This window comes from Paenibacillus popilliae ATCC 14706 (assembly GCF_000315235.1).
Lineage (GTDB): Bacteria > Bacillota > Bacilli > Paenibacillales > Paenibacillaceae > Paenibacillus_B > Paenibacillus_B popilliae.
Genome location: NZ_BALG01000056.1, coordinates 1 through 24,724 on the forward strand (window position 1 = coordinate 1; position 24,724 = coordinate 24,724).

At 53.0% G+C, this 24,724-nt stretch carries 27 protein-coding genes and 1 other annotated feature; of the genes, 16 read left to right on the forward strand and 11 right to left on the reverse strand.

Annotated elements, in window-relative coordinates:
* Nucleotides 1-254: 254 nt before the first annotated feature.
* The 3 genes from PPOP_RS06365 (at nucleotide 255) to yunB (ending at nucleotide 2,160) form a co-directional block, all read left to right on the forward strand.
* Nucleotides 255-737 (forward strand): DUF2975 domain-containing protein, encoded by a 483-nt coding sequence (locus PPOP_RS06365; RefSeq protein WP_006285310.1) that lies wholly within the window; start codon nucleotides 255-257, stop codon nucleotides 735-737.
* 10 nt (nucleotides 738-747) lie between these two features.
* Nucleotides 748-975, forward strand: a complete 228-nt coding sequence (locus PPOP_RS06370) for a helix-turn-helix domain-containing protein (protein ID WP_006285311.1) — start codon at nucleotides 748-750, stop codon at nucleotides 973-975.
* A 216-nt stretch (nucleotides 976-1,191) separates the two neighbouring features.
* Nucleotides 1,192-2,160 (forward strand): sporulation protein YunB, encoded by a 969-nt coding sequence (yunB, locus tag PPOP_RS06375; protein WP_052516587.1) that lies wholly within the window; start codon nucleotides 1,192-1,194, stop codon nucleotides 2,158-2,160.
* A 208-nt stretch (nucleotides 2,161-2,368) separates the two neighbouring features.
* Here yunB and PPOP_RS06380 read toward each other — a convergent pair whose 3' ends face one another.
* Nucleotides 2,369-3,532 (reverse strand): M23 family metallopeptidase, encoded by a 1,164-nt coding sequence (locus PPOP_RS06380; RefSeq protein ID WP_006285313.1) that lies wholly within the window; start codon nucleotides 3,530-3,532, stop codon nucleotides 2,369-2,371.
* 128 nt (nucleotides 3,533-3,660) lie between these two features.
* On the opposite strand from PPOP_RS06380, the gene lipA reads away from it, so the two are divergent.
* Together lipA and PPOP_RS06390 are read left to right on the forward strand one after the other, a co-directional pair.
* Nucleotides 3,661-4,587 carry a lipoyl synthase gene (lipA, locus tag PPOP_RS06385; RefSeq protein ID WP_267879059.1) on the forward strand — a complete coding sequence of 309 codons (927 nt, stop codon included), beginning with the start codon at nucleotides 3,661-3,663 and terminating at the stop codon, nucleotides 4,585-4,587.
* Between the two features lie 84 nt (nucleotides 4,588-4,671).
* Nucleotides 4,672-5,238: a YutD family protein gene (locus PPOP_RS06390; RefSeq protein ID WP_006285315.1), complete on the forward strand. Its 567-nt coding sequence runs from the start codon at nucleotides 4,672-4,674 to the stop codon at nucleotides 5,236-5,238.
* A 74-nt stretch (nucleotides 5,239-5,312) separates the two neighbouring features.
* On the opposite strand, the gene PPOP_RS06395 is transcribed toward PPOP_RS06390, so the two are convergent.
* From PPOP_RS06395 to PPOP_RS06410, 4 genes are all read right to left on the reverse strand, one after another.
* Nucleotides 5,313-6,149: an NAD kinase gene (locus tag PPOP_RS06395; protein WP_006285316.1), complete on the reverse strand. Its 837-nt coding sequence runs from the start codon at nucleotides 6,147-6,149 to the stop codon at nucleotides 5,313-5,315.
* 105 nt (nucleotides 6,150-6,254) lie between these two features.
* A complete protein-coding gene (ylbJ, locus tag PPOP_RS06400) occupies nucleotides 6,255-7,484 on the reverse strand; it encodes a sporulation integral membrane protein YlbJ (RefSeq protein WP_006285317.1) in 1,230 nt (409 codons plus the stop codon).
* Nucleotides 7,485-8,060: 576 nt separating this feature from the next.
* Nucleotides 8,061-8,291 carry a hypothetical protein gene (locus tag PPOP_RS06405; RefSeq protein WP_006285318.1) on the reverse strand — a complete coding sequence of 77 codons (231 nt, stop codon included), beginning with the start codon at nucleotides 8,289-8,291 and terminating at the stop codon, nucleotides 8,061-8,063.
* Nucleotides 8,288-8,473 (reverse strand): YycC family protein, encoded by a 186-nt coding sequence (locus PPOP_RS06410; protein ID WP_006285319.1) that lies wholly within the window; start codon nucleotides 8,471-8,473, stop codon nucleotides 8,288-8,290. The genes PPOP_RS06405 and PPOP_RS06410 overlap by 4 nt, the downstream gene beginning before the upstream one ends.
* Nucleotides 8,474-8,602: 129 nt before the next feature.
* On the opposite strand from PPOP_RS06410, the gene PPOP_RS06415 reads away from it, so the two are divergent.
* Entirely contained in the window at nucleotides 8,603-10,393 is a 1,791-nt protein-coding gene (locus PPOP_RS06415) for a M3 family oligoendopeptidase (protein ID WP_042227664.1), read from the forward strand.
* Between the two features lie 184 nt (nucleotides 10,394-10,577).
* The gene (locus PPOP_RS06420) at nucleotides 10,578-10,970 is read left to right on the forward strand and encodes a hypothetical protein (protein ID WP_006285321.1); all 393 of its coding nucleotides are present in this window, start codon (nucleotides 10,578-10,580) and stop codon (nucleotides 10,968-10,970) included.
* Nucleotides 10,971-11,102: 132 nt separating this feature from the next.
* Here PPOP_RS06420 and PPOP_RS06425 read toward each other — a convergent pair whose 3' ends face one another.
* Nucleotides 11,103-11,330, reverse strand: coding sequence for an alpha/beta-type small acid-soluble spore protein (locus tag PPOP_RS06425; RefSeq protein WP_006285322.1), 228 nt, complete (start codon nucleotides 11,328-11,330; stop codon nucleotides 11,103-11,105).
* Between the two features lie 116 nt (nucleotides 11,331-11,446).
* Nucleotides 11,447-12,412, reverse strand: a complete 966-nt coding sequence (locus PPOP_RS06430; protein ID WP_006285323.1) for an aldose 1-epimerase — start codon at nucleotides 12,410-12,412, stop codon at nucleotides 11,447-11,449.
* 233 nt (nucleotides 12,413-12,645) lie between these two features.
* Nucleotides 12,646-12,919, forward strand: a binding site (T-box leader).
* A gap of 80 nt (nucleotides 12,920-12,999) precedes the next feature.
* Between PPOP_RS06430 and trpS the strand changes: the two genes are divergently transcribed.
* Nucleotides 13,000-13,980, forward strand: coding sequence for a tryptophan--tRNA ligase (gene trpS / locus PPOP_RS06435; protein WP_006285324.1), 981 nt, complete (start codon nucleotides 13,000-13,002; stop codon nucleotides 13,978-13,980).
* Between the two features lie 79 nt (nucleotides 13,981-14,059).
* Here the strand turns inward: trpS and PPOP_RS22575 are convergent, their stop codons facing one another.
* Complete coding sequence (locus PPOP_RS22575) at nucleotides 14,060-14,233, reverse strand: DUF5325 family protein (protein ID WP_006285325.1); 174 nt, start codon at nucleotides 14,231-14,233, stop codon at nucleotides 14,060-14,062.
* Between the two features lie 122 nt (nucleotides 14,234-14,355).
* Here PPOP_RS22575 and PPOP_RS06440 point away from each other — a divergent pair, with 122 nt between their 5' ends.
* The 5 genes from PPOP_RS06440 (at nucleotide 14,356) to PPOP_RS06460 (ending at nucleotide 17,406) form a co-directional block, all read left to right on the forward strand.
* Nucleotides 14,356-14,577, forward strand: a complete 222-nt coding sequence (locus tag PPOP_RS06440; RefSeq protein ID WP_006285326.1) for an alpha/beta-type small acid-soluble spore protein — start codon at nucleotides 14,356-14,358, stop codon at nucleotides 14,575-14,577.
* A gap of 145 nt (nucleotides 14,578-14,722) precedes the next feature.
* Nucleotides 14,723-15,235, forward strand: a complete 513-nt coding sequence (locus PPOP_RS06445; protein WP_006285327.1) for a YhfM domain-containing protein — start codon at nucleotides 14,723-14,725, stop codon at nucleotides 15,233-15,235.
* Nucleotides 15,236-15,361: 126 nt separating this feature from the next.
* Complete coding sequence (locus PPOP_RS06450; protein ID WP_006285328.1) at nucleotides 15,362-15,670, forward strand: hypothetical protein; 309 nt, start codon at nucleotides 15,362-15,364, stop codon at nucleotides 15,668-15,670.
* Nucleotides 15,671-15,808: 138 nt separating this feature from the next.
* Nucleotides 15,809-16,741 carry a heme o synthase gene (gene cyoE, locus PPOP_RS06455; RefSeq protein ID WP_006285329.1) on the forward strand — a complete coding sequence of 311 codons (933 nt, stop codon included), beginning with the start codon at nucleotides 15,809-15,811 and terminating at the stop codon, nucleotides 16,739-16,741.
* A 50-nt stretch (nucleotides 16,742-16,791) separates the two neighbouring features.
* Nucleotides 16,792-17,406: an SCO family protein gene (locus tag PPOP_RS06460; RefSeq protein ID WP_006285330.1), complete on the forward strand. Its 615-nt coding sequence runs from the start codon at nucleotides 16,792-16,794 to the stop codon at nucleotides 17,404-17,406.
* 72 nt (nucleotides 17,407-17,478) lie between these two features.
* On the opposite strand, the gene PPOP_RS06465 is transcribed toward PPOP_RS06460, so the two are convergent.
* The 3 genes from PPOP_RS06465 to PPOP_RS06470 form a co-directional block, all read right to left on the reverse strand.
* Nucleotides 17,479-17,829, reverse strand: coding sequence for a toprim domain-containing protein (locus tag PPOP_RS06465; protein WP_042227649.1), 351 nt, complete (start codon nucleotides 17,827-17,829; stop codon nucleotides 17,479-17,481).
* Nucleotides 17,830-17,985: 156 nt separating this feature from the next.
* Entirely contained in the window at nucleotides 17,986-18,102 is a 117-nt protein-coding gene (locus tag PPOP_RS23880) for a sporulation protein YjcZ (RefSeq protein WP_148277851.1), read from the reverse strand.
* 165 nt (nucleotides 18,103-18,267) lie between these two features.
* A complete protein-coding gene (locus PPOP_RS06470) occupies nucleotides 18,268-19,446 on the reverse strand; it encodes an MFS transporter (protein WP_006285332.1) in 1,179 nt (392 codons plus the stop codon).
* A gap of 151 nt (nucleotides 19,447-19,597) precedes the next feature.
* Between PPOP_RS06470 and PPOP_RS06475 the strand changes: the two genes are divergently transcribed.
* The 3 genes from PPOP_RS06475 to PPOP_RS06485 all read left to right on the forward strand — a co-directional run bounded on the left by PPOP_RS06475 (nucleotide 19,598) and on the right by PPOP_RS06485 (nucleotide 24,646).
* Nucleotides 19,598-20,038 carry a hypothetical protein gene (locus PPOP_RS06475; protein WP_006285333.1) on the forward strand — a complete coding sequence of 147 codons (441 nt, stop codon included), beginning with the start codon at nucleotides 19,598-19,600 and terminating at the stop codon, nucleotides 20,036-20,038.
* A gap of 125 nt (nucleotides 20,039-20,163) precedes the next feature.
* On the forward strand, nucleotides 20,164-22,260 hold the full coding sequence (locus PPOP_RS06480; RefSeq protein ID WP_006285334.1) for a peptidoglycan D,D-transpeptidase FtsI family protein: 2,097 nt from the start codon (nucleotides 20,164-20,166) through the stop codon (nucleotides 22,258-22,260).
* Between the two features lie 205 nt (nucleotides 22,261-22,465).
* Nucleotides 22,466-24,646: a peptidoglycan D,D-transpeptidase FtsI family protein gene (locus PPOP_RS06485; protein WP_006285335.1), complete on the forward strand. Its 2,181-nt coding sequence runs from the start codon at nucleotides 22,466-22,468 to the stop codon at nucleotides 24,644-24,646.
* Nucleotides 24,647-24,724: the final 78 nt, after the last annotated feature.

Below are 24,724 nucleotides of genomic sequence, written 5' to 3' on the forward strand. Positions count from 1 at the left end.
GCGGGCCGAGGCATTGGAGCCGTCACAATCGGCGTATGTAGTTCATGGCGCTCACCGTGCCGGCAGGCATACACCTGCCGCACATGCTGCACTATTGTCGGCGTTGTTTTGTCATGAGGCAACCTCCTGTGATTTGAACTTGCTCTCATCTACCCAATAACAATAATAATGTATTTAATAGGATAATTTTTTATTGTAAAACGATAAATTTTGTGTTAAAGTCAAATTAAATTTAGAATAAGTGAGGGGCTTTTATGGAACGAGGAACAACACTCTTTTTAAAGGTAACTGTTTTTCTTATTGGAATCCCAGTTCTTGCTTTGTGCATCTTTTTGGTGCCAGGGATAGCGAATTTTGCAGCAGAATTGTATCCGGGTAATACTTATATAAAATATCTCGTTTTCATCGATTTGTATGCAACGGTGATCCCATTTTACTTTGCTCTGTATCAAGCATTTAAACTTTTAAGCTATATTGACAAGAACAAAGCTTTCTCGGAATTATCTGTACGAGTTTTAAAGAATATAAAATACTGTGCAATCACAATCAGTAGCTTGTATGTGGTAGGCATGCCACTCTTCTATCTCATAGGGGACAAAGACGATGCCCCAGGTTTCATAGTGATCGGAATGGTCATCGTTTTTGCCTCCATGGTGATTGCTGTTTTTGCTGCTGTTCTCCAAAAGCTTTTAAAAGAGGCTATTGATATAAAATCAGAAAATGATTTGACGGTCTGAGGTGAATAACGTGGCGATTATAATCAATATTGATGTAATGTTGGCTAAAAGAAAAATGAGCGTAACAGAACTTTCGGAGCGGGTTGGAATAACAATGGCTAACCTTTCTATATTGAAAAATGGAAAGGCAAAAGCGATTCGACTATCAACTTTAGAGGCGATTTGTAAGGCTTTGGAATGTCAGCCTGGAGATATTTTAGAATACAAAAGTGACGAAGGCACCACCATTATCGGTTAATGTGGCATGTATTCGGACAATCGTCCCCCATGCGAGAGCACAGTTGGTAAGCCTAAACTAATTCGGGACAGCGATTTCACTTGTAAGCAAAGTCAGCGCCGCTTCTTCCTTCGAAGTCGCATAAGGGTATCCTTCTTTTTTGGATGATGGTCGCATAGACTGGAATCGTACAGGCCAACCATGTTATTCGAGGCCGGAAAGGGGGAGCAAAGAGGTATGGCCAGATGGCGTTCCCGCGGCTTCCGATCGACACGGTGGCGTCTGCCGCGCATCTCGATTCAACCGCGCAAGCCTTCGGGATGGTATTCCCGCAGAGTTTGGGGCGGAAGCCTGCGTAGCAAGGTCCCTTTAGGCCCTGCCTGGCAAGGGGGAAAGCCGTCCAAGCCGCGCCGCAAACGCAAATATGTGTTCTTTGCGCTCATTATTATGACGCTGCTGACGGTACAGCTGTTCGTGTATGTAGATAAGCATGTGCGCGGGCCGCTCATGCATCTCGCCAAAATCCGGGCCAAGCAAATCGCGACGCAAGCGATTAACAGAGCGATTACCGATCAGGTGATGAGGGACCGGGAGCTGGATAAGCTAATCGAATGGAAGACGGATTCACGGGGCAAAGTAACGAGCTTCGTCTTGAATTATAACGAACATATGCGGATAACGTCTGAGACGGTCGAGATCGTACAGCGGATGCTGCAGCAGACCAAGGAATTGAAAGAACATGTTCCGCTCGGGCAAGCGTTAGGTAGTCCGCTTATTGCCTCCTTCGGTCCAAGGGTCCCTTTCTGGATGGAGCCGCAGGGTGCAGCGAAGGTCGAGTTGAGCACCCGGCCGATGGATGTCGGCATCAATATGGTGCTGGTGGAGGTTTATATTAGAGTCATTGAGGAAGTAGCGATTGTGATCCCGTTCGATCTGGAGCCTGAAGTCGTGGAAACGGAAATCCCGATCTCGTATCTCCTCGTCGTTGGCGATGTGCCTATGTACTACTACGATGGCAAAGGGCAGCCCGTCGGAAGCAACCGGGATAAAGCACCTGCCCTGTCTTTGCCGGTCCTGCCGTCATCCGGCGCCGTCAATTCCTCGGACCAAGACAACCTTAGCGTACCAGTACATACAGAGATGGTCCCACCACCGGGCGAGCCGTCTGGCGGAACCGAGCTATCGCCGTCAGCGACAGAGCAATAAAAAGAATGGAGAACCGGCTCACGTCAGCCCTGGTTCTTGCCTTTGCCGGGAAAAGGGAAAGCGGTTGCGGACTCCTTGTACATAAACACGAAAAAAGCGATCCGGAGCGGAATCGCTTTTCTAGGGGGCGTAACGGCTGACACTTCGGCATTATCGGTAAGCTATCCAGCTATGAAGTTTCGCGTCTCACTGTGCCATAGATAACCGGTTAACGGCAAGCGTACAGACCAATGAAGTGCCGCTGCTTTGTCCCGTTGTTCGCCGGGACTACGGCTGGAGTCTTCGGGTGAAGCGAAGAGGTGTGGCGCCGCCTCCTCAGCTTATGCTTGTCGGCCAGTTCCCACTGTCGCAGCAGTGGATACGGATCGTAGGCATATTCCACCAGCCCGCGATCCCGGTATATGCCGAAATGGAGATGCGGCGGGAATTTGCCTGAGGTGCCGGGGGGGCCGTAGCCGGAGCTGCCGACCCAGCCAATCGCCTGTCCGGGGGTGACGATGTCGCCGATTTTTATGGTTTTATGGTATCCGGACAAGTGGGCGTAGTAATGGTAATTGTTGTTGATATCGCGGATGCCGATCCGCCAGCCGCCGTAGCGGTTCCAGCCTTTGACCTCGATGATGCCGTAGCAGGTGCTGCGGACGGGAACGCCGTAACCGGCGAAAATATCGGTTCCTTCGTGAATGCGGAATCCTCCGTAATGTCGCCCCATCCCCCAGGTACTGCGATATGAATAGTTGGTGGTTACGGGAAGGGGGAAGGCCGTGTCGAACAATTGAAGCTGATCGAAATGTTCATAGAGACGGGCGAACTGCATCACACGCTGCACGGCGCGCGGGTTGGCGTAGTAATTCCACAGTCCGGTGCCGAAATCGTCCTCGCTCAAGCCGTAGGAGCCGACAAAGGAGGCTACGCTGTACAGCAAGTCGGTGTCATTGTTCATATCGGCCCGTCCGTCTCCGGAGCCGTCGCGGCCCATCCCCTTGAACATCGAGATGGAGACCGGGTTCTCATCTTCCCAATCCGGATTCAGTATGCCGACCCACTTCGGCGGCTCGATATATACGCCGGTCAACCGTTCCGGATGCTGACGCTGCTTTGGCTTGGCTTTCGTCAAGGTCCGCTCGTATTGATCGATAGCCGCAAGTCGGTACCAGGGAATGCCGGTTAAGGCTCCCATCTTTTCGTATAAGTCCCGCCGTTCCCGCCATATGCTCACCGTGACGGGCTTAGGGTGCGTCGAGACGGATTCGGGCACTGAATATGCGATCGGATGGAGTTCATCCTTCTTTCCTGCCGACCAGGCGTCCATCGGCGAGCTGATGACGGCCCATAGCGCCAAGCCGGCCCATAATATGGCAGCTTGCTTCATGCGTAATTATTTCCCTCCTTATACCTGTCCCAAATACAGATCTAATGTTAGAATGTGCACGAACGGGCTTTTTATCCGAACCTGGACATGCAGGTGTGGAATTTGGAGGGTTCATGGTATAATACTGTATTGAGGTCAAGGTAAAGCGAACGGAGAAAGAAGGTAATGACTCGATGAAAACGAAAGAGCAGAAACCAGACTGGATACGCATCAAACTGACCACAGGAGAAAATTATTCCGAAATCAAGGATATGATGCGCTCAAAAACGCTTCATACCGTATGCGAGGAGGCGCGGTGTCCGAACATTTACGAGTGTTGGGCCAACCGCACCGCAACATTTATGATTTTGGGTGATATCTGCACGCGTGCTTGCCGCTTCTGTGCGGTCAATACCGGCATGCCGACCGAATTGGATCTGAAGGAGCCGGAACGTGTAGCGGAAGCGGCTGAGCGCATGGGCTTGCGCCATTGCGTCGTCACTTCTGTGGCAAGGGACGATCTGCAGGACGGTGGGGCCTCCATCTTTGCGGAGACGATTCGATCGATTCGCCGTCGTATGCCATTCTGCAGTGTGGAAGTGCTTATTCCCGATTTTATGGGAAACTGGGATGCGCTGCGTGTCGTGATGGACGCGAAGCCGGATATATTGAATCATAATATTGAGACGGTAGAGCGAATGTCCAACCGGGTGCGGGCCAAAGCGAAATATTCCCGTTCCCTGGAACTGCTGCGTCAGGCGAAGGAGATGCAGCCGGACATCCCGACCAAGTCGAGCATTATGCTCGGCGTTGGTGAGGAATGGGATGAAATTTTACAAGCCATGGATGACTTGAGAGGGGTCAAGTGCGATATTTTGACGCTGGGACAATATTTGCAGCCGTCGCCGAAGCATTTGGATGTCGCCAAATACTATCATCCGGATCAATTCGCTGAGCTGAAGCAGGAAGGAATGAAGCGGGGCTTCAGCCATGTCGAATCGGGGCCGCTCGTTCGGAGTTCGTATCATGCGCATGAACAAGTGAAATCGGCCCATCAGGCCATGTCCACGTCGTAAGCGGTCGGCTGCTAACGGGATAGCTGCCGAAGCGGGCCATGGCTTTGACGCAATCCGGGGTTACGGGAAGGAGGAATAACGAGGATGTTCCACATTAGCGGCCAGACATATGAAGTGATTCAGGAGCATAAGAACGCGTGGAATCCAGAGGCATTCCGCGACCGGTACAGCGAAGTGCTGGAACGGTATGATTATATCGTAGGCGACTGGGGATACAATCAGTTGCGGCTGAAAGGCTTCTTCCGGGATAATCATCCGAAGTCGACGAAGGACACGACTTCCTCCGGCATTATGGATTATATTAACGAATACTGTAATTTCGGCTGTGCTTATTTCATCGTGGAGAAGCTGAGCAGCAAAGATTCGCGCTATCGCCAATCCCAGGACAACGGGGGGGAGGAGGAGACGCACAGGGCTCCGACGGGCAATAGGGAGTATGCCGCGACGAAGCAGGGCACCTCGCTCCAGCCGAAAGTCCCGACCCTAGAATTCGATGCCGAGCCTCAGGCGAAGCCGGACGTGCAGGATCGCAAGCCGCGTTCGCGCCATCGTCACAAGAACCGAGGCCATTATTCCAGTGAAACCAAGCACTCGGATATCGCGAAGGTATCCGCGAAGGTACCACGTCCCCCGAAGGACAACCGTTCCTGATCGCGGCTATAAATACGAACACCTCCCTTATCGCATCATGCGAAGCGGGAGGTGTTGTTGCGTGTACCGATCATCTAATTCGTCGGGGAGTAGCCGTTCTCATCATATCCGAGGAAGGCTTCACGGACGCGCTTCCAGAACGGGAACGGCCGATAGCGAACGAAGGTGACCCGCTGTTCCGCGACTCGGCAGCGAACCGAGCGCAAATGAGACAGCCGGATATGGATATGATCGATAGACAGCAGCAGGTTCTGCCCTTGCCGCGGTCGAATGTCGAAATGGTGATGCTTCGGCAGGATCAAGGATGATCCGAGTGTCCGGAACACCCGGTTGTTAATCGATGCAATCTCAGCCAATTGGATGGCCGGAATGGAAGGGTGAACCATGGCGCCGCCCAAGCTCTTATTGTAGGCGGTGCTTCCCGATGGCGTCGATACGCAGATTCCGTCTCCGCGGAACATTTCAAATAATTCATCATTAATGTCGATCTGACAGACCAATGTATTGTCAGTGCATTTCAGCGTAAATTCATTCAAGGCGAAATAGGTCTTCTTGCCCGTATCCTCCCTGTCAAGCTCAAGCTCGATCAGCGGATATTTGACGATCCGGGGGGGGAGCTGATCCTTGGAGCGGTTCTCTGCCATCATGTGGACAAGTAGTTCGATCTCATCCGGCTTCCAGTCGGCATAAAAACCAAGATGCCCCGTATGAATCCCGACGAAGGCGGTGTGGTCTATCCGGTTGATGTAGCGGTGAAAGGCTTGCAGCATCGTGCCGTCCCCGCCGATGGACAGAACGGTTTCCGGTTTTTCGTCATCTTGCACCAGTCCACGCGCCTCAGCCAAACGATGAAACGTCTCTGTCAAAGAGACGGACAATTCGTCTCCCCGGTTCAATACTGCATATTTCAAGGCGTTGACTCCTTTGTCGAACGGTATTGTGGAACATATCAACTCCATCTTATACGTTCTGCTGTCGGATTACAATCGTGTTTTCGACAAGAATCCCTCCGTCTGCTATCTCTGCAGCCGCTGCCAGGTATCGATCAGGAGGGAAGCGGCTAACAGCAGGCAGCATACCATCAGCAGCGTCCATAATCCGCCGCACAAGGAAAGCCAAGCGGTCTCCCAAGGGGGGGGAGATTGGGCCCATACCGGGGAGGGGATCCAGACCGCTGTTGCTCCTGCGTACGGTGCCAGCAGCGGGAAGAGAAAATAGGCCGCCGCTGCCGCCAACAAGCTATGGAGCATCCGAGCTGCAAGGAAAGGGAGGTACCGCATATCGCATTCGTTCATAATGCTCGCGATCTGAGCGTGAACGGAAAGCCCTGCCCAGGACAGGATCCAGGCTGCCGCTACCACCTGTGGGCGAATCCCGGATGCGTCGGCCTTCCCGGCTCCCTTGGCGCCGAGGGTTACCTCGAATATGCCGCCGGAGAAGGCCGGTGCGAGCGTAGGCGACAAATGGAACAACGCCAAGGCCGATTGCAGCAGGTGGTCGATCCTATTCATGACGCCGATGCAGGCGAGCATTTCCATCAATACGGAGAAAAAGACGACGAGTCCGCCGACTACGGTCATCAGCCGAAGCGAGGAACCGATCGCCTCCTGCAACAGCGTACCGAGCGAGCGTCTGTCCTGCTGTCTCGCCTGATGCATCGCTCGGAACGCCCGCCGGAACAGGGAGCCTTCGAACTCGCAGATAGCGCCTTGCGAAGGGGTCATCGGCGATGCGGGCGCATGGTAGCGCATCATGATGCCGGTGATGAGTCCGGCGCCATAATGGGCGACCGCCAAGATGAGGGCGAGGCCGGCATTGCCGAAAAAGCCGACGGCTACGGCACCGATCAGGAATATCGGGTCGGAGGTGGAGGTGAAGGCGATGAGCCGTTCCCCCTCCTCGCGGGTGACTAACCGATTGGCCCGCAACCTCGTCGTCAGCTTCGCACCGACAGGGTAACCGGACGCATAGCCCATGGCGACGACGAAGCCGCCAATGCCAGGCACGCGGAACAGCGGCCGCATGACAGGATCGAGCAGCGCACCGATAAAATGGACGATGCCGAAGCCGAGCAGCGCTTCGGAGATGATGAAAAACGGGAGCAGGGAAGGGAACAGGACGTCCCACCATATCGATAGGCCGCGAACCGCCGAACTGAAGGCGGCAGACGGGTAAATGGCCATCAAGGCCGCAAAAGCGCTCAACACCCCCGCGATAAGGAGCATAAGGCTTGTCCTGCGGTTCATACAAAGCACTCTCCTTTCCTGTTACGCATGAGCAGGCCATACTTTCAAGTTTATGAGAGGAAAGGGACAATCATGACAGGCGTGAAGCCGCCCGTCCTTCGTCCCGCAATAATTCTGTAATCAAAATGTAAAGAAAACGTTTGCATATATTCGTATTATTTTGAAAATAATTATGATAAAATACAAGTATAGAGAGATGGAACGCGTTCGTTAGGGGTGATACGGATGAGCATTATTGCTGGCATCCTAGTTTGCGCTTTCGTCTACGTCATTCGAGAGTCGTTAATGGGACCACCGGAAGAAGATTGGGAAGGTTAACCATTTTACGCAAGCGCTGAAGGATTCAGCGTTTTTTGTTTTTCCGGGAACCTGAAGCATCACATTGAGTAGGCCCCCGCGGGATGATGGCGAGGAGCAACGCTATTTGCGCTTCGCGATGGAGGCTTATATAACACGGCGATAATTCGGATCGCGCGCGAACCGTGGCATCAGTTGCGTGAGGAAATGCAGAAAGCAGAGGAAGGGAAGGAACATCTGGAGAGCCTGCCGTTCTGATGGAGACGGAGAACCGGGGAGCTAGCGAATCTTCCGATCCGCCAGCAAATAGTCACGATCGGCATCGAGGACGACGATCCGGTTATGGCAGCAGGGCATGATGAGCAGCCGTTTCTTCCCGTCGCGAATGTCGGGAAGTTCCTTCGGCTTAAGCGATACAAGCACATTGTCCGTATGGCAAAAAGGGCACTCTGGAATATACATATCCCCCATAATGATGTCATAAGGAACCGTATTCTCGAACGGAATCATGGTGAACGCTCCCTATCGGAATCGGCCGCCGGTTCGGCCGGTTCCTTCTCCGCTGCGGCCGTCAGTTCGGCCAGCTTCTTCATCAGAATATGCTGCGGCATATGAATGAGCTGTTCTATGGGGACGCCCAGCGCCTGGGACAGCTTGACGGCGGTATCCGCCGATATTGGCAAAGGTTTCATCGAGTCGCCATCCTTTCTATGCGGGTTGCTCCACTTTTTGCTATAGTTTAGTTATACACACTCAACATGCAAAACTCAAATGCTTCAGTTATTTTTTATTCCAAAGAAAAGAAAGGGGTATCCGCAATGATGCAACATCCGTTACATCGGACATGGGATCTGGAATCGATCTTTCCGGGAGGATCCGATTCAGAAGCACTTCAACAATCATTCGCCGCGATCGAACAGGACTTGGCTCTGTTGAACCGGGAACTGAAAGAGATATTGACTCCGCTCAGCCAGGACAGCATCCCGGCGCTAGCGAACATGACCACCCGACTGCAGGATATGAACCGTCGGATGCAAGAGACGGGCGCCTTTGTCAGTTGTCTGACCGCTCAGAACCTTCATGACAAGAAAGCAGTACACTTGACAGGACGCAAGTCGGCGCTGTCGGCGCAAGTGGTCGCGATCGATGCGTTGTATGACGAACTGCTTCGTAGAATGCCGGATGAGCTGTGGTCCCGGTTCCTGGCGCTGCCGGAGATGGAAGGGGTGGCCTTCAATCTGAATGAACGCCGCGAGATGGCCGAGGAGAAGCTAGGGCCGGAACTGGAAGCGCTTGCTGGAGATCTCGCGGTGGATGGCTATCATGGCTGGGCGGAGATGTATAATACCGTTGTCTCCCATGTGCGCATCAATTACGAGGAGAACGGCGTGACCCAGCAATTATCGGCAGGACAGGCTCACAATAAGCTCTCGCATCCGGATCGCCGTGTCCGCGAAGAGATGTTCAAGCTGTGGGAGCAGGAATGGAGCGACAAGGCCGATTTCTGCGCCGCTGCCCTAAATCATATTGCCGGCTTCCGCCTGAAGCTGTACGAACGCCGTGGCTGGGACAATGTCCTGCAGGAGCCGCTCGCCAAAAACCGGATGTCGCAAGCGACCCTGAATGCGATGTGGGATACGATTGTCAGCAATAAGCCGAAGTTCGTTCAATATTTGGAGCGGAAGGCGAAGCTTCTCGGGGTAGAGAAGCTGAGTTGGTGCGACGTGGACGCTCCGATCGGCATAAGCCAGACGACCATCAGCTATGATGATGGAGCGGAGGCAATCGTCGAGCAGTTCCGCAAGTTCAGCTCGCGGATGGCGGCCTTCGCGGTGCGCGCGTTCGAGAATCGCTGGATTGAGGCAGAGGATCGGCCTGGGAAGCGGCCGGGCGGCTTCTGCACCTTCTTGCCGGTCAGCAACCAGACACGCATTTTCATGACCTATGCGGGCACGCCTTCCAACGTATCGACACTGGCGCATGAACTGGGGCACGGTTATCATCAGCACGTGATGGACGGACTGCCGGCCTTCGCCCAGCGCTACGCGATGAATGTCGCAGAGACGGCCTCCACCTTCGCTGAAATGATCGTAGCCGATTCGGCTGTAAAGGGGGCGAAGGATGAGCAGGAAAAGTTGGGACTGCTCGAAGACAAGATTCAGCGATCGATTGCTTTCTACATGAATATCCATGCGCGCTTCCTGTTCGAGACCCGCTTCTATGAGAAGCGCAAAGCGGGGCTGCTGTCGAGCGAACAAATCTGTGCATTGATGGAAGAAGCGCAGCAAGAAGCATACTGCGGGGTGCTAGGTTCACCGCATCCGCATTTCTGGGCTTCCAAAATGCACTTCTATTTCACGCATGTGCCGTTCTACAACTTCCCGTATACGTTCGGCTACTTGTTCAGCACCGGCCTGTATGCGCGCGCGCTGGAAGAAGGGGAGTCGTTTGCTGCGAAATATGATGCACTGCTGCGCGATACGGCGGTCATGACGGTGGAAGACCTGGCCAGTAAGCATCTTGGCGTCGATCTGACCAAGCCGGACTTCTGGCAATCGGCTATCAATGTAACGCTCAAGGATGTGGAGCTTTTCTTGCAGATGACGGAATAAGCGGCTCCGGGAAAGGAACGACATATTGGGGACATTCAATCGCAGCGATCTTCATAATTGCAGAAAAAGGGGAATTTTGTGATTATCTGTTGAATAAAGGTAATAACTCCTATATAATGTGTCTAAAGAGCTGTTTTTATGTCGATGAAAATAGTTCTCTATTTTTGAGGAGGTGTGATTCGTCATGGACTCTTATGAAGTATCATTGGCCAGACAATTCAGCATGGTATTTGATAAGTTGGAATCGGAGCTGCTGGGACTGACAGGAGGCACGGTCATTGTATGCATTCGCAACGATGTCATAGGCAAATTCGGCGTTAAGCATGATGCGCTTGAAAGTCAGAACGGGGTTATCAAGCCGTTGCGCCAAGGATTGATGAAGCGGCACGTCGCGGAATTCCGCCAGACGGCAATGGAGGTTCTTAAGCACAAGAAGCAGTGGACTCATGGAGAGATTGTGTTTGATTTCGCCATGAAGCAGGACACCTTGCACATCAGCACATGGTTCGAATCCAATTATAATTTGGTACATATGTTAAAGAAGCCTGAATCGCACACATATAGACGCGTCTCCTGATGGCCGGCTGTAGCATCGGGGGAATGCCGTCATATACAGCACTAGAAGCTCTCTGCCTGTCGGCGAGAGCTTCTGCGGTGTTATCAGGCAATTGACATAAGTATGGTATACGATCCTCGAGATCGTCTGCGCTTATCGAGTCGTACGTCCTGCTAGTTGCTGCTCGGCCATTTGAACGAGACGCTTTGTGATGAAGCCCCCGATAGAACCTGTATCACGACTCGTATAGTTGCCATAATATCCGTCTTGAGGAATCGGGATCCCCAGCTCTTGCGCGATCTCGTACTTCATTTGCTGCAAAGCTGCAGTCGCTTGAGGCACCACGAGATTGTTGGAGCGGCTTCCACCATGATTCGGCATGCTGTTTCACCTCCCTGTGATCGTTAGTATGGAGAACGAGAATAGAAATATGTAGGTGGGGGGAGAGGAACGGAGGAGTAAATAATGCCAGACCTAGGGTACGGCCTGGCATTCCGTTATGAATGGAAAATCTCGAGATCCAGGGTCAATGTAACAGGGGCTTGCGGCTTCAGATCGATAAGTCCCGTCTTCTCGCTGCCGAACGGAAGGTTCGGTGCATCGGTCAGCCATGTATACGGCTCGACGCAAATGATCTCGTCGGCAGTGCCTCGGGTATACAGCACCCAGTGCTTGAAGTGAGGCAGACTGCCGGCATAGCGGATACGGTAACCGTCATCCCGGCTCAACCACGCCTCCGGCTTGCCTTTGCCCGTGCTGAACACGGTATCGAAGTCGGTGCCTTGGAGATTCATGCCTTCAAGCAGTCCCTTGCTGTCGCCCAGCGGCAGCGTCTTTCCTGTCGTAATCAATTCCTCGTCCAGCTCATATATTCCCATCACCGGCACCTGCAGCGTCCACCGGTTCGGTTCTCCGTCAATTAGGAACCAGGTATGGGTGCCGAAGCCGAACGGAGCCGATTGTTCCCCCTGATTGGTGATCGTCAGTTGCTGGGTTAGCGTATGTCCCTGAAGGCGGAAGGTGACCTCCAACTCCAGCGGGACAGGATATTGCCGCATCCAGTTGCCATCGTTGGCGGTGCGGAATTGCGCGGTAACTTCGACAGCATTGCCCGCCGCAACGGCCCGGATAACCGTCCACGACTGAAGGCGATGCAGCCCGTGAATATGGTTGTCATTCGCCGTATTCTGATCGAATTGATAGTTTACGCCGTCATATGTGAACGAACCGCGACGGATTCGACCCGGAGGCATCAGCATCGGAATGCCGAAGTGGTAAGGCTTAGTCATATAATAATCCAGGTCGCTCTCGGCAGGCGTGCGCAAAATATCCCGCTGTGCCTTCTTGTCCCACAGCCGGATGACATTGCAGCCGAGCCCAGGGAGCAGCGTAGCTGCCAAGGTATCATTTTCTAGTATAAAGGTCTCATAACCGTTCCATTGCCCTTTGTTCACTTGAACCATGTTCATTGCTCCTTTTCCTATGCAGCTTCCAATTCACGTTGTTCAAAAATCCCGCTTCGCGTTCAAACGACCTTTGCCGGTACGGAGAACCGCCTGTTGGAAAACGCATGATATGGTTCTAAGCATAACAAATCATCCCGGCAAAGTCATGATGAATGATATCCCCTTGACAATGGGGGCGATATTCGTTATCCTATTGGCTAATTCAATCTGGTTGGCATTCATCTGCTTATAACAAATCGATGATAAGGACAAGTAGGCTTCGCGGCGGGCTTCAGAGAACCGGTGGCTGGTGAGAACCGGTGCTTCCTGCGATGACTGAATGGACCTTGGAGTGTAAAGCCGAATCGAGGAGTAGGCTTTGCCGTAAGTCCTGCGTTAAAGGAAGAAAGGTTCGCACAAGGTCCCATTGCATTTATGGGCTAGGCAGCTACAGGCTGTCCAGCCGCGACAGAGCAGGCCAAACGCGAACGAATAAGGGTGGCACCACGGTCTTTCGTCCCTTTGCTGGATGGAAGGCCTTTTTTGCGTGTAAATCAAGGCGTAGTCAACACAATGAGGGAAGAGACAAGGAGTGTGAATGACCAATGGTACGGGTACTATCCGGCATTCAGCCCAGCGGCCAGTTGACGATGGGCAACTACATCGGGGCAATTCAAAATTTCGTAAAATTGCAGCATGAGCATAAGTGCTTCTTCATGGTCGTCGACCTGCACGCGATTACGGTGCCGCAAGATCCGGAAGCGCTGCGGGAGCAGACCGAGGCGGTAGCCGCGATCTATTTGGCGGCCGGCATTGATCCGGACAAGTCGGCTATCTTTCTCCAATCGCAGGTACCCCAGCATGCCGAGTTGGGCTGGTTGTTGACGACGCTCACCTACATGGGAGAACTGGAGCGGATGACTCAGTTTAAGGATAAAGCGGCAGGCAAAGAATCGATCGGTACCGGCTTATTTGTCTATCCGGCGCTGATGGCCGCCGATATTTTGTTATACAATGCAGACCTGGTTCCGGTCGGTGATGATCAGAAGCAGCATCTGGAGCTGACGCGTGACGTAGCGAACCGATTCAATCATCGTTTTGGCGAATTTTTCACGATGCCAGAGCCGTATATTCCGGAGGTCGGGGCGAGAATTATGTCGCTGGATGATGCCTCCAAAAAAATGAGCAAAAGCAATCCGAATCCGGGTAGCTACATTTCCCTGCTGGATCCGCCGAATGTCATCCGAAAAAAAATGAGCCGGGCTAAGACAGATTCCGAAGCGCTCGTCAAGTATGATCCGGTGAACAAGCCCGAGATCAGCAATCTGCTCAGCATCTATTCGTACGCTTCCGGCCAGTCTATCGCAGAGATCGAGGCGGAGTACGAAGGACAACTGTACGGAGCCTTCAAGAAGGAATTGGGCGAGCGCGTCGTCGCCCTGCTGGATCCGCTTCAGCAGCGGTATGAAGAGGTGCGCCGGAACGGCGAGCATCTAGAGGCGCTGCGCTCCGGCGCCGAACAAGCCAAGGAAGTCGCCCAGAAGCAGTTGGACGAAGTGAAGCGCCGGATGGGATTCGTTGTATAAGCTCTGTCTCGACAATGGTAACAGGGAAGGATCCCTATGCAGAGCAACGTGTGCCTGCCGGGCTCAGCCCTCCGGCGCATCAGGTCGACTTGCGACGCCGCCGGGCCTTGACGATAAAGCCGAAGCCGATATTGAACACCGCCAAGACGGCGAAGAGGATACTGAGCCATAGGTTATGACTGAGCATGATGGCTGTTCCTGTCAACAGCACAATGGAAGAAACAGCGAACCATAATGCTAATCCTTTACTCACGTTTACCGCTCCTTTTCAAAGAAAAATCGCTTCAGAATGAAGTATAACATTTCGTAGATCGGACAAAATAGGATTGCAAGCTTGCGACAACCAGAACCACCGATGTGAAAGGAGATTAACTCATGGCTAATAATCAATCTCGCACGAATAACTTGGTCGTTCCTCAAGCCACCGCAGCCCTGCAGCAAATGAAATATGAAATCGCACAGGAATTGGGAATTCCCGTTCCTCAAGACGGGTACTATGGAAATTACACGACCCGTGACACTGGTTCCATCGGGGGCTTCATGACGAAGCGCCTGGTTCAAATCGCCGAGCAATCCCTATCCGGCGGCAACCGTTAATTGATGCACTGATCTTGGGCTACTCCTGCGCGCGGAGTAGCCTTTTATATATTGATAAAATGGTACGGAAACACAACTTTTCCGCCATTTTGTCGTCTAATAATTAGATTCATAATCATGAGTATTTACTCAAAGGGGATAATGCATGCGCTTAAGACTAACGATGAGTGCAGTGAAACGGCTGAGCATATGGGTCTTGGGTGCACTTATTATAGGCTGCTCCGTATTGTTGTGGCACATACATGCAACGTCCGGCCGGGCGTGGACCACGCTAGCAAGCATAAGCAAGCCCGAGCCGGATGAGATCGAAATCTACACCGTCCACTCCATGCCGATGAACTCGGGGGAGGAGGACCACCTGCTCGTCGTCTTGACGGAGCCCATTCATCTTCGGATCATTGCGGAAGCCATCTCGTCAGCCCAACCGATCGAGGGAATGGTAAAGGTGGCACAGCCCCATTTCCGCATTCATTACAATAATACCAACTATTATGTATGGTTGTCGAAAGATGAACAATATGGCGCATTTATGAATGCGGGCCAGTCCCATACCCTATATAGTCTCAGCGACCGATCAATCAACCAACTGCAGGAGCTTTTTCATGATCTGCATTTGTGGCGCGAGCCCAAAGGATCGAATACAGGGGACGAATCCTAGGATTCACCCCTTCAGCCAACCGACGAAATAATCGAGAATATCGCCTTCCTTATTCATCATAACTTCGACCAACGGATGATCGCTGCATTGGGCCGTTTTCAAACTAGGAAAGGATGAGAAACAGGCATGAAGCAGATGGAGCGAATCATCTTTGTTGAATACCGTATTCTACCGGAGGCGAGAGATACGTACTTGACCGCGATTCGGCACTTGCTGAAGCAGCGGCCTGACGTTATGCTGTATGAAGGAACCGGCCAGCCGAATGTATTTGTCGAGCAGTGGCTCGGAACGACGGCGGATGACTATGCCTCGCTGAAGAAGCTCAGAAGAGAGGGAGCGGACGGCTGGGATGAGGTTACCGCGTGCATTGCCGGAGGCATAGACAAACTTCATATATGGGAGTTCCGTCGCTCTCCGATCGTACCGGAGGCATAACCGGCTTAAGACAATGTCAAATTGATGAACGATTCCTCGAAACGTTGTTATTGTTCTGACAGATTTGCTATGATAAAAATTACAGTAGGCAGAAAAAGATTTTGCTTTTCTCTGAACACAACAAGGAGGAACCGGTGCGTGGAAAAACAAATGACTTATCGGGGGTCTTCCGATTCCGTTGCATTGACGCCGGAGCCGATACGGGTCGGATTATGGAAAGAGTTTATACAATTAACGAAGCCGGGCATCATCCGATCGAACCTGATGGCGGCGTTTGCCGGCTTTTGGGTAGCGGCCAAATGGGACATTCCCTGGCTTACGTTGCTGTGGATGCTTGTCGGAACGACGCTTGTCCTCGCATCCTCATGCGTATTCAACAATTATTTCGATCGGGATTTCGATATGAAGATGAAGCGGACGAAGAAGCGTGCGCTGCCGGAAGGACGATTGAAGCCGAACACCGTGCTTGGCTATGCTATCATTCTGGGCGCAGCCGGGCTGGCTGTGCTGTTTGGCCTCGTGAATGTATTAACTGGAATCGTGGGCAGCGCGGGCATGTTCTTCTATGTCGTCATATATACGTTGTGGCTCAAGCGCACTTCTACTTGGAGCACGTCTGTAGGCGGTATTTCCGGAGCGATGCCTCCGGTCATCGGCTATGTTGCCGTCATGGGCCAGCTTGATATGGGGGCGGCCTTGCTGTTCGCGCTGCTGTTCCTGTGGCAGCCGCCGCATTTCTGGGCGCTCGGCATCCGACGGGTGGAAGAATACCGCGCAGCCGGCTATCCGCTTCTGCCCGTCGTTAAGGGCATTGCCCGCACGAAGTGGCAGATGATTCCTTACGTTGTCTTGCTGTTGCCGGTATCCTGGTTGTTCTATTCGTACGGCTATAGCGGTATGATTTACGGCATATTCGGCACCGTCATCCATGCGATCTGGCTGTTCATTTGCATTGCGGGCTTCCGCGCAAAGGACACCGATGGCTGGGCAAAGAAGAACTTCATTTGGTCCATTAACGTCCTGATGCTGAATATGCTGGTTATGATTCTGGACACGATGGGGAAAGCGTAAGGACGCATTCTCCAAGTTACCGCATGGGAAGCTAGGGGGAGGAACGGAGCATGTCGTGGGCGAAGAAGTATTCTTTTCAGATTTTCCTTGGGGCGCTGGTCGCTTTCTTAGCGATTGTGGTGACTATTCTGTATTGGCCGCGGGAACCGGACATTCCGCTGACCGATAAGAAGGCGCCGGACTTCAGCATGCAAAATGTGGACGGCAGCACGGTGACGCTAGCGGATACGAACGGCAAGGTCCGTTTGTTCTATTTCTATTTCACCAACTGCCCGGATGTCTGTCCACCGACGACATACCGCTTATCTGAAGTGCAGAAGCTGCTTCAGGACAAGGTGATGTTCGGTACCGAGGCGAGCATCGTATCGATTTCATTCGATCCGGAACGCGATACGTTGGAGAAGATGAAGAAATGGTCGGAGAAATATAACGCCGACTATAGCGGCTGGTACTTCCTGAGAGGCAAGGAAGAGGAGGTCGCGAAGATGATGCCGGAGTTCGGATCCAGCGTCTTCAAGGACGAGGACGGGAATTTCACACATCTGAACGTCATCACCCTGGTTGATCAGGACGGCAATATTCGCAAGTATTACAACGCGAATGATTTGGAGACGGCTTCCCCTGAAAATATCGCCAAAGATGTAGCGCGTCTCGTAAAAGCTTAACGATATAGGGAGCTTACACTAGGGAGCTCACAGCGGTCTGTCTTGCCGAGGCGCTGCTGTGAACCGCCTTATTTACAAAGGCGGGGCCGGATCCGGATATATTATATATTCGTCCAGCCCCGCCTTTTCGAGTTGCTGAATCAAGTAATCATCAGGCGTTCCTTCGACGCCGGCGTAGCCGCGGCGCGTGTAAATATGTTCGGCTTCCGGGAACGCATCCCGCAATATGCCGCGTATCCGCTTGCCCGATGCGTCATTATCCAGGAACAAGTAGACGTCCTTGTCGTGCGCTTTCTTGTGCAGCTGCTCGGTCCGGAGCGTATTCAAGGTGCCGAACGTGCACAAGATACTCACTTCCTCGCTGAGAAGCCTCCGCAGCCGGCTGCGGTCGTTCTTCCCTTCCACGATGATGACCGTATCCAAAGGTGCCACCCCCTGCTGTATCTATTATCGCTATTCTTCTGTATCGATAGTGTACCACAATCCGGATAGCCGCTTGCAAGGGCTTCTCGTGCGAGCACAAAGAGGCTTGCCAGGATTGGCAAGCCGCATGAGGAGAGAGCGTAACAGAAATGACGGTTAGTAGAATGGCGCCCGCAAAATAATGACGAGCAAGATGTAGAGGACGAGGATGGTGCCGGTCGATGTCCAGAATCCGGGACCATAGACAGGATCCGGTTTCGCTACCGGGGCCACAGCCGTAGGACCAAATCCGCAAGGATGGTAACAGTGGCTTATCTCGTTTCACCTCGCTTTCCCGATGGGTCATTTGTTACAATGCTATACTATGTCGGCGCCTGCCGCGGGGCATGTGCACATACCCAGGTCCGCCCGAATGGGCTAGTGCGGCGATAGGCGGTATTACACCCTCGGTGTCGTGCGCGTGGCGGGGAGAAGAGAAGGCGGTAGAAAAGCTTGCTTTGCCGGCAGCAGCGTGACCGCAATCATAAGGACGACAAATGCAATAAAATAAGGAGAAGTCATATCTCTAATCTGCCCTGCGATCATCGGGCCAAGAAAGAAGCCGATGGAAGAGGCGATCGCCAGGATGGAAAATATTTTGCCAAAACGCGTTCCTCCGCTTACTAAAATTAAGTGGGAGGTCATCGCGGGCAATATGATTCCCTTGGTCATTCCGATCAGGAACAGCGTCGCCAGCAGCGGCACCGGCCAATGGATGGCCAATCCGAAGAAGAGCAGCGCCAAGGCAAACGCGCCCATCCACGTCCTCGTATATGGTTGATAACGGTTCAGGAACAGCAGGCTCAACGTGAACAATGCGCCCAGGCTGACGGCGGAGAACAGGATGCCGGCCCGCATTATCGATTCGAGCGCGTCCGCCAGCAGCGGAAGCTCGAAGAATAGAATGCCCTGGGACAGCGAGATGGCTAGCGGCATAAAATAAAAGCGCCATGGGACAGGTATGGCTTCCGGCTGCTTAAGCGACTGTGAAGGAATGCCTTCTGTATCCGGCGTCAAAGAAACGGCATCCTGGGCGATATCCCGGATGAAGAAGCAGGATAATACGCCGACGATGAGCAGCATCATGCCGAGCGCCTGGAAGGCCATGCCGAACCCGATCTTGGCGACGAGATACGCGCCGGCGGCCGGAGAGACGACCGAGGCAAGCGTATGAATGAGGCCGTTGCCGGCCATCAGCTTCCCTTGATGCACATGATCCCGGGCCATGCGTGCGAGGAGGGACAAGCAGGCCGGTGACAAGAAGGCGAGCACGAATCCGCTAATAGAGCGCAGTACGAGCAGCTCCCAAGGATTGACGACATGGGCCTGCACAATCATGATTACCCCGGCGCCTATCAGACTGAGCACAATAAAAATCCGGCTACCGAATCGGTCGATTCCGTAACCGGCCAGCAGGTTGCCCGGCAGATGGGTGAAGGAGTACATCCCCATCATCAATCCGATGAAGGAGGGCGCCGCACCGATTGAGATGGCAAACGGGGTTAAAATCGGGTATTGCGCGTGCAAATCAAAGAAAGCAACGAACAAGAACAAATAGAGCCACAGCACTGAGCGCAAAGTTCAGTCACCTCCAAATCGCTATGCTATACTTGTACGTAGGAAGGGACGAACTTAGTACCCCAAGATGTGAAACGCTCGCTCAAGGCGGGCTGATTGCCACAAGGACTGGGAATGATGCTATAATACGTGATGGAAAGGTGGTTGTCAGGTGAATCAGTTGGACATGTGGTTTGCATTTATCAAGCAGAACTGGCTCATGTTCCTTATCGCGCTCATTGTCTTATTCGTTATTGTCAGCTTCGTGAAGACGATGGTCAAATGGGCGCTTGTGTTGGTGATTATTGCCGCGGTCGCCGTGTACAGCGGCATCACATGGGATAATATCAATCAGGTGGTCACGAACGTGAAGGATGAGTCGGTACAGAAGCTGAAGGAGCAGGCGATCCAGGCGATGCTCGATGAAGCGAAAAAAGCGACGTATACGGCTGAGAAGGACGGAACGTACACCATCAAGACGCCGAGTCTGGTGCTGACAGGGAAGTTGGACAGCGGCAAAGTAAACGTGTCGTTCAGCGGCGTACCACTCGGTGAATGGAATATCAACGATACGTTGCGTGAATTCATTGACAAGGCGAAGCAGAAGCAATGAGCAGGCAGATGCTGCCAGACGTGAATATGGTCACGATGTTGGTATGTAGGCCTTTGAAGGGGAATTCCTATCTATGCTAAAATGGTTGGGAAGCAAGTTAAAGTGGGAGAAAGGTTGATAGAGCAGTGAATCATCCCCATCATGATCCAGAAAAGCGTGAAGTCATCAACCGGCGCAATTTTTCGCATCGGCTGAATATATTCTTTTTTGTTACGTTTGCCGTGTTTTCCGTTCTTATCGTCCGGTTAGCGATACTGCAGTTCGTGGAAGGCCCAAGCCTGAAGGAGAAGGAAGCGCAGCTCGGTTATAAGGAGACGCCTATCCCTCCGCTTCGGGGCTCGATTTATGATGCGTCCGGAGATCAGGTCGCGTATTCGACCTCGACCCAGTCCTTATATTTTAATATCGAGAAAAATTACGGGGATCCGAAGAAGGCGGAGCTGACCGACACACAGAAGAAAAATCGGGAAGAGGCGAAGCTCTTGGCCCAGCGGTTGGCCGACGTGTTCAAGGAGTACGGCGAACCTGATGATACGCCGCTGACCGCCGATGTCATCTACAACGATCTGATGGATCTGTCGGCGCGTGTCAATTTTACGTATACGCCGCGCATTATCAAGACCGGCCTGACCCAGAAGGAAGTGGCCTACTTCCTGGAGCATAAGCCGGAGTTCTCTGGCATCGATATCATTGAGGACAGCGTGCGCCACTACGAGCCGATGGCGGTGCAGACGGTCGGGTATTTGAAGAAGTTCAAGGGCGTGCGCGACAATCCGGGGTATTATAACGATATTTTTAATAATCGCGCTACGACAACGTCCGAGGAACAGTATCTCGATTACGAGGATGTCGGCTTCGACGGCATCGAGCTGATGTACCAAGAAGAGCTGCGGGGATTGAACGGGGTCAAGAAGTTCCCTGTCAACGTGGCGAACCGCATCATCGGACCAATGGAGCAGACGAAGCCGCAGCGCGGCGACGATATCCATCTGACGATTCATCGCGATGTCCAAGAGGCGACTGAGGACGCGATCATGCAGACGCTGGAGCGGATCAGGAGTTCTTCGAACCGCTCGGAGCGGGCGCCGTATGCACGCACCGGCTATGCGGTAGCGATGGAGGTCGACACCGGGAATATCATTGCGATGGCGAGCATGCCGGATTACGATCCGAACGTGTGGCGGAACGGATCGATCACTCCCGAGGATTATGACCAATACCAATACTATTTAATGAACGGAGCAATCCGCGACGTACCGGCTCCTTATGAAGATGACAAAGAGCGGATGAAGCATCCGGGTTCGGTCGTCTATCTTGGCTCGACGATGAAGCCGCTGTCCGTGCTGATCGGTCTTCAGGAGAAGCTATTCACTCTAGGGGAGACCTATTACGATGGCGGTTACGCCCAGTTCGGGCGCGCTGGCTACGAGACCAGGGTATGGAACTCGAGCAATGTCAGCTATGGACGCATCGGAGCTTCGCGTGCATTGGAAGTGTCCTCCAACGCCTTCATGGTCGATATGATCGGGAAGCGTCTCTATTCGATGCCGATGATCAACGGGCGCAACGGGCTGAATATATGGGACGAGTATATGGACGCCTTCGGACTCGGCGTGCTAACGGAAAGCGGTCTGCCGCGCGAGCAATCGGGATCCAAAGATTATTTGCTCGAGGCTGAGCGCAATAACGCACAATCCGCGCTCGTCTATGCCTCCTTCGGCCAGCAAGGGAAATATACGACCTTGCAGCTCGCCCAATTTGCCGCCACGCTGGCGAACCGGGGCACGCGCATTAAGCCGCAGTTAGTGAGCAAGATTACCGACGGCAGCGGTCAAGTCGTGAAGACCTTCGGTCGTGAAGAGTTGAACAAGACGCAGATCGAAGAAGAGTACTGGAATGTCGTCGAGGACGGCATGCTGAAAGTTAACGTCCACGGCTTCGATGGTTTCCCGTATTCGTTCTACCGCAAGACGGGTACGTCGCAGATGGATGTAGCCGGAGGACGGGTAGACAACGCGGTGTTCATCGCTTATGCGCCAGCGGAGAAGCCGAAGCTTGCCGTCGCCGTTGTGGTGCCGGAGGGCGGCTACGGGTCGTATGGTGCCGCTCCTATTGCACGGGCGATGTTCGACGCGTATGATGAAGTGTACGGCTTGACGGGCACACCGAAGAAGAAGTCGGATGAGCAGGTGGATACGACTGCCTCGCAAGGTACGGAATAATCGTATAATCACGCAGGATGTAAGGACGCTGAGGCGTTCGCATAAGCGGTTTGCCTTCTTGGGTTGGGTAACCTTGGGGAACCGCTGCGAACGGTCAGCGTCTTTTGATTTTCCTTCGGTTCGGGTGCTTAGGTATCAAGTAAAAATTACGTGGCAAAATAATGGATATAACAAATTTATAGAATTAGGAAGGATGATCTGACAAGTGAATCATCCCCATGATGATTCGGAGAAGCGGGAAATGGCGAATCGCCGCAAATTTTCATTCCGCTTGAATCTTTTCTTTTTTATGACGTTTGCCATTTTCAGCGTGCTAATCGTCCGGCTGGCGACCCTGCAGTTCGTGGAAGGTTCGAGCCTCAAGAAGCAGGAGTATGAGCTCATCTATAAGGCGGCTCCGATCGCGCCGCTTCGCGGAACGATTTTGGACGCGTCGGGCCAACTGATCGCGTATTCCACATCGACGCAATCGTTATACTTCAATATTGAGAAAAATTATGGCGATCCGTCCAGCGGGAAGCTGACGAAGGTGCAGCAGGAGAATCGGGCAGAGGCTTATGCATTGGCGAAGCGTCTGGCCGAGACGTTCCAGCAGTATGGCCAACCGGAGGAAAAGACATTGACGGCCAACCGCATTTACCATGTGCTGATGGACTTATCCTCACGGGTCAATTATTCGTATACGCCCCGCATTATCAAGACCGGCTTGACGCGGCAGGAGGTAGCTTTTTTTCTCGAGCATAAGCCGGAGTTCCCTGGCATCGATATTGTGGAGGATAGCGTGCGCAATTATCACCCGATGGCGGTGCAGACGGTTGGTTATCTGAAGAAGTTCAAGGGCGTGCGCGCGGATCCGGGCTTCTATCAAGACCTGTTCGACAACCGGAATAAGCTGCCGCAGGAGAAGCTGTATCTAGATTATGAGGATGTCGGCTTCGACGGCATCGAACGGATGTATCAGGAAGAGCTTCGGGGGCTGAACGGAGTCAAGAAGTTCCCCGTCAATGTAGCGAACCGCGTCATCGGGCCGATGGAAGTGACGAAGCCGCAGCGCGGCAATGACATTCACCTCACGATCCATCGGGATATTCAAAAAGCGACCGAAGAGGCGATTATGCGGACATTGGAGAAAATACGCAGTTCGACCAACCTGTCGGAACGTGCGCCGAACGCCCGCACCGGCTTCGCGGTCGCGATGGAAACCGAGACGGGCCATGTCGTATCCATCGCCAGTATGCCAGACTATCAACCGGATGTATGGAAGAACGGCTCGATCAGTCCCGAGAATTATAAAAAATATCAATATTATTTGCTGAATGGAGCGATTCGGGACGTTCCGGCTCCCTATGAGGATAATAACGAGCGGATGAAGCATCCCGGCTCGGTCGTCTATCTTGGCTCGACGATGAAGCCGTTGACCGTCTTGATCGGCCTGCAGGAGAAGCTGTTCTCCCCTGGCGAGACTTATTCCGACTACGGGTATGCCGAAATCGGGCGTGCCGGGTCAGTCCGGCGGATATGGAACTCGGGAAATGCATCCTTCGGCCCCATCAGGCCATCGATGGCCCTGCAGGTGTCGTCGAACTCATTCATGATTGACATGGTCGGCAAGCGGCTCTACAACCTGCCGACGGTCAATAGCCGAAACGGCCTCGCGATCTGGGATGAGTACATGGAGGCATTCGGTCTCGGCGTGCTAACGGGCAGCGGCCTGCCGCTTGAGCAGCCGGGGAGGAAGGATTATCTCATTGACGCCGAACAGAACAGCGTTCAATCGGCGCTTGCCGGAGCGTCCTTCGGACAGATGGGCAAATATACAACGCTGCAGTTGGCCCAGTACGCCGCGACGCTGGCGAACCGCGGCGAGCGGATTAAGCCCCAGCTCGTCAGCAAGATTACCGATGGGAACGGACAGGTGATCCGGACTTTCGGCCGTGAAGTGCTGAATCGGACAAAGATTGAAGATAAATACTGGCGCATCGTCGAAGATGGCATGTCCAAAGTGACTTCGCATGGCTTTGACGGCTTTCCGTATCCTTATTACCGGAAGACGGGGACCTCGCAGCAGCAAGGGGTGAATGGAGAGATGCTCGACAATGCGGTGTTCATTGCTTATGCGCCGCAGGATAAGCCGAAGCTCGCCGTAGCGGTTGTCGTTCCAGAGGGAGGATTCGGCGCCTATGGAGCCGCTCCGATCGCCAGGGCTATCTTCGATGCCTATGACGAGATCTATGGCTTGACAGGCAAGCCGAAGAAGAAGGCGAAGGAAGTGGCGAACAGATCCGGTAGGAAACCAGCAAGACCGGGCGTACGGGATAACCGTCATGCGAGTCACCTGACCGGGATGGTCCGCATACGATATCTCAACGCCCTTGCTTTTTTGTAATCTGAAATTTGCCCCTATACAAAAGAGTTGGCCCCATTAAATCATTGGGCGAGTCAGGAAGAAACATCAGCTTGCATA

What these genes read in the sequence shown, in the direction of transcription:
- PPOP_RS06365 (WP_006285310.1), top strand. Translation starts at nt 255, where the DNA reads ATGGAACGAGGAACAACACTCTTTTTAAAGGTAACTGTTTTTCTTATT.
- yunB (WP_052516587.1), top strand. Translation starts at nt 1,192, where the DNA reads ATGGCCAGATGGCGTTCCCGCGGCTTCCGATCGACACGGTGGCGTCTG.
- PPOP_RS06380 (WP_006285313.1), bottom strand. Translation starts at nt 3,532, where the DNA reads ATGAAGCAAGCTGCCATATTATGGGCCGGCTTGGCGCTATGGGCCGTC.
- PPOP_RS06390 (WP_006285315.1), top strand. Translation starts at nt 4,672, where the DNA reads ATGTTCCACATTAGCGGCCAGACATATGAAGTGATTCAGGAGCATAAG.
- ylbJ (WP_006285317.1), bottom strand. Translation starts at nt 7,484, where the DNA reads ATGAACCGCAGGACAAGCCTTATGCTCCTTATCGCGGGGGTGTTGAGC.
- PPOP_RS06405 (WP_006285318.1), bottom strand. Translation starts at nt 8,291, where the DNA reads ATGATTCCGTTCGAGAATACGGTTCCTTATGACATCATTATGGGGGAT.
- PPOP_RS06410 (WP_006285319.1), bottom strand. Translation starts at nt 8,473, where the DNA reads ATGAAACCTTTGCCAATATCGGCGGATACCGCCGTCAAGCTGTCCCAG.
- PPOP_RS06415 (WP_042227664.1), top strand. Translation starts at nt 8,603, where the DNA reads ATGCAACATCCGTTACATCGGACATGGGATCTGGAATCGATCTTTCCG.
- PPOP_RS06420 (WP_006285321.1), top strand. Translation starts at nt 10,578, where the DNA reads ATGGACTCTTATGAAGTATCATTGGCCAGACAATTCAGCATGGTATTT.
- PPOP_RS06425 (WP_006285322.1), bottom strand. Translation starts at nt 11,330, where the DNA reads ATGCCGAATCATGGTGGAAGCCGCTCCAACAATCTCGTGGTGCCTCAA.
- PPOP_RS06430 (WP_006285323.1), bottom strand. Translation starts at nt 12,412, where the DNA reads ATGGTTCAAGTGAACAAAGGGCAATGGAACGGTTATGAGACCTTTATA.
- trpS (WP_006285324.1), top strand. Translation starts at nt 13,000, where the DNA reads ATGGTACGGGTACTATCCGGCATTCAGCCCAGCGGCCAGTTGACGATG.
- PPOP_RS06440 (WP_006285326.1), top strand. Translation starts at nt 14,356, where the DNA reads ATGGCTAATAATCAATCTCGCACGAATAACTTGGTCGTTCCTCAAGCC.
- PPOP_RS06445 (WP_006285327.1), top strand. Translation starts at nt 14,723, where the DNA reads ATGCGCTTAAGACTAACGATGAGTGCAGTGAAACGGCTGAGCATATGG.
- PPOP_RS06450 (WP_006285328.1), top strand. Translation starts at nt 15,362, where the DNA reads ATGAAGCAGATGGAGCGAATCATCTTTGTTGAATACCGTATTCTACCG.
- PPOP_RS06460 (WP_006285330.1), top strand. Translation starts at nt 16,792, where the DNA reads ATGTCGTGGGCGAAGAAGTATTCTTTTCAGATTTTCCTTGGGGCGCTG.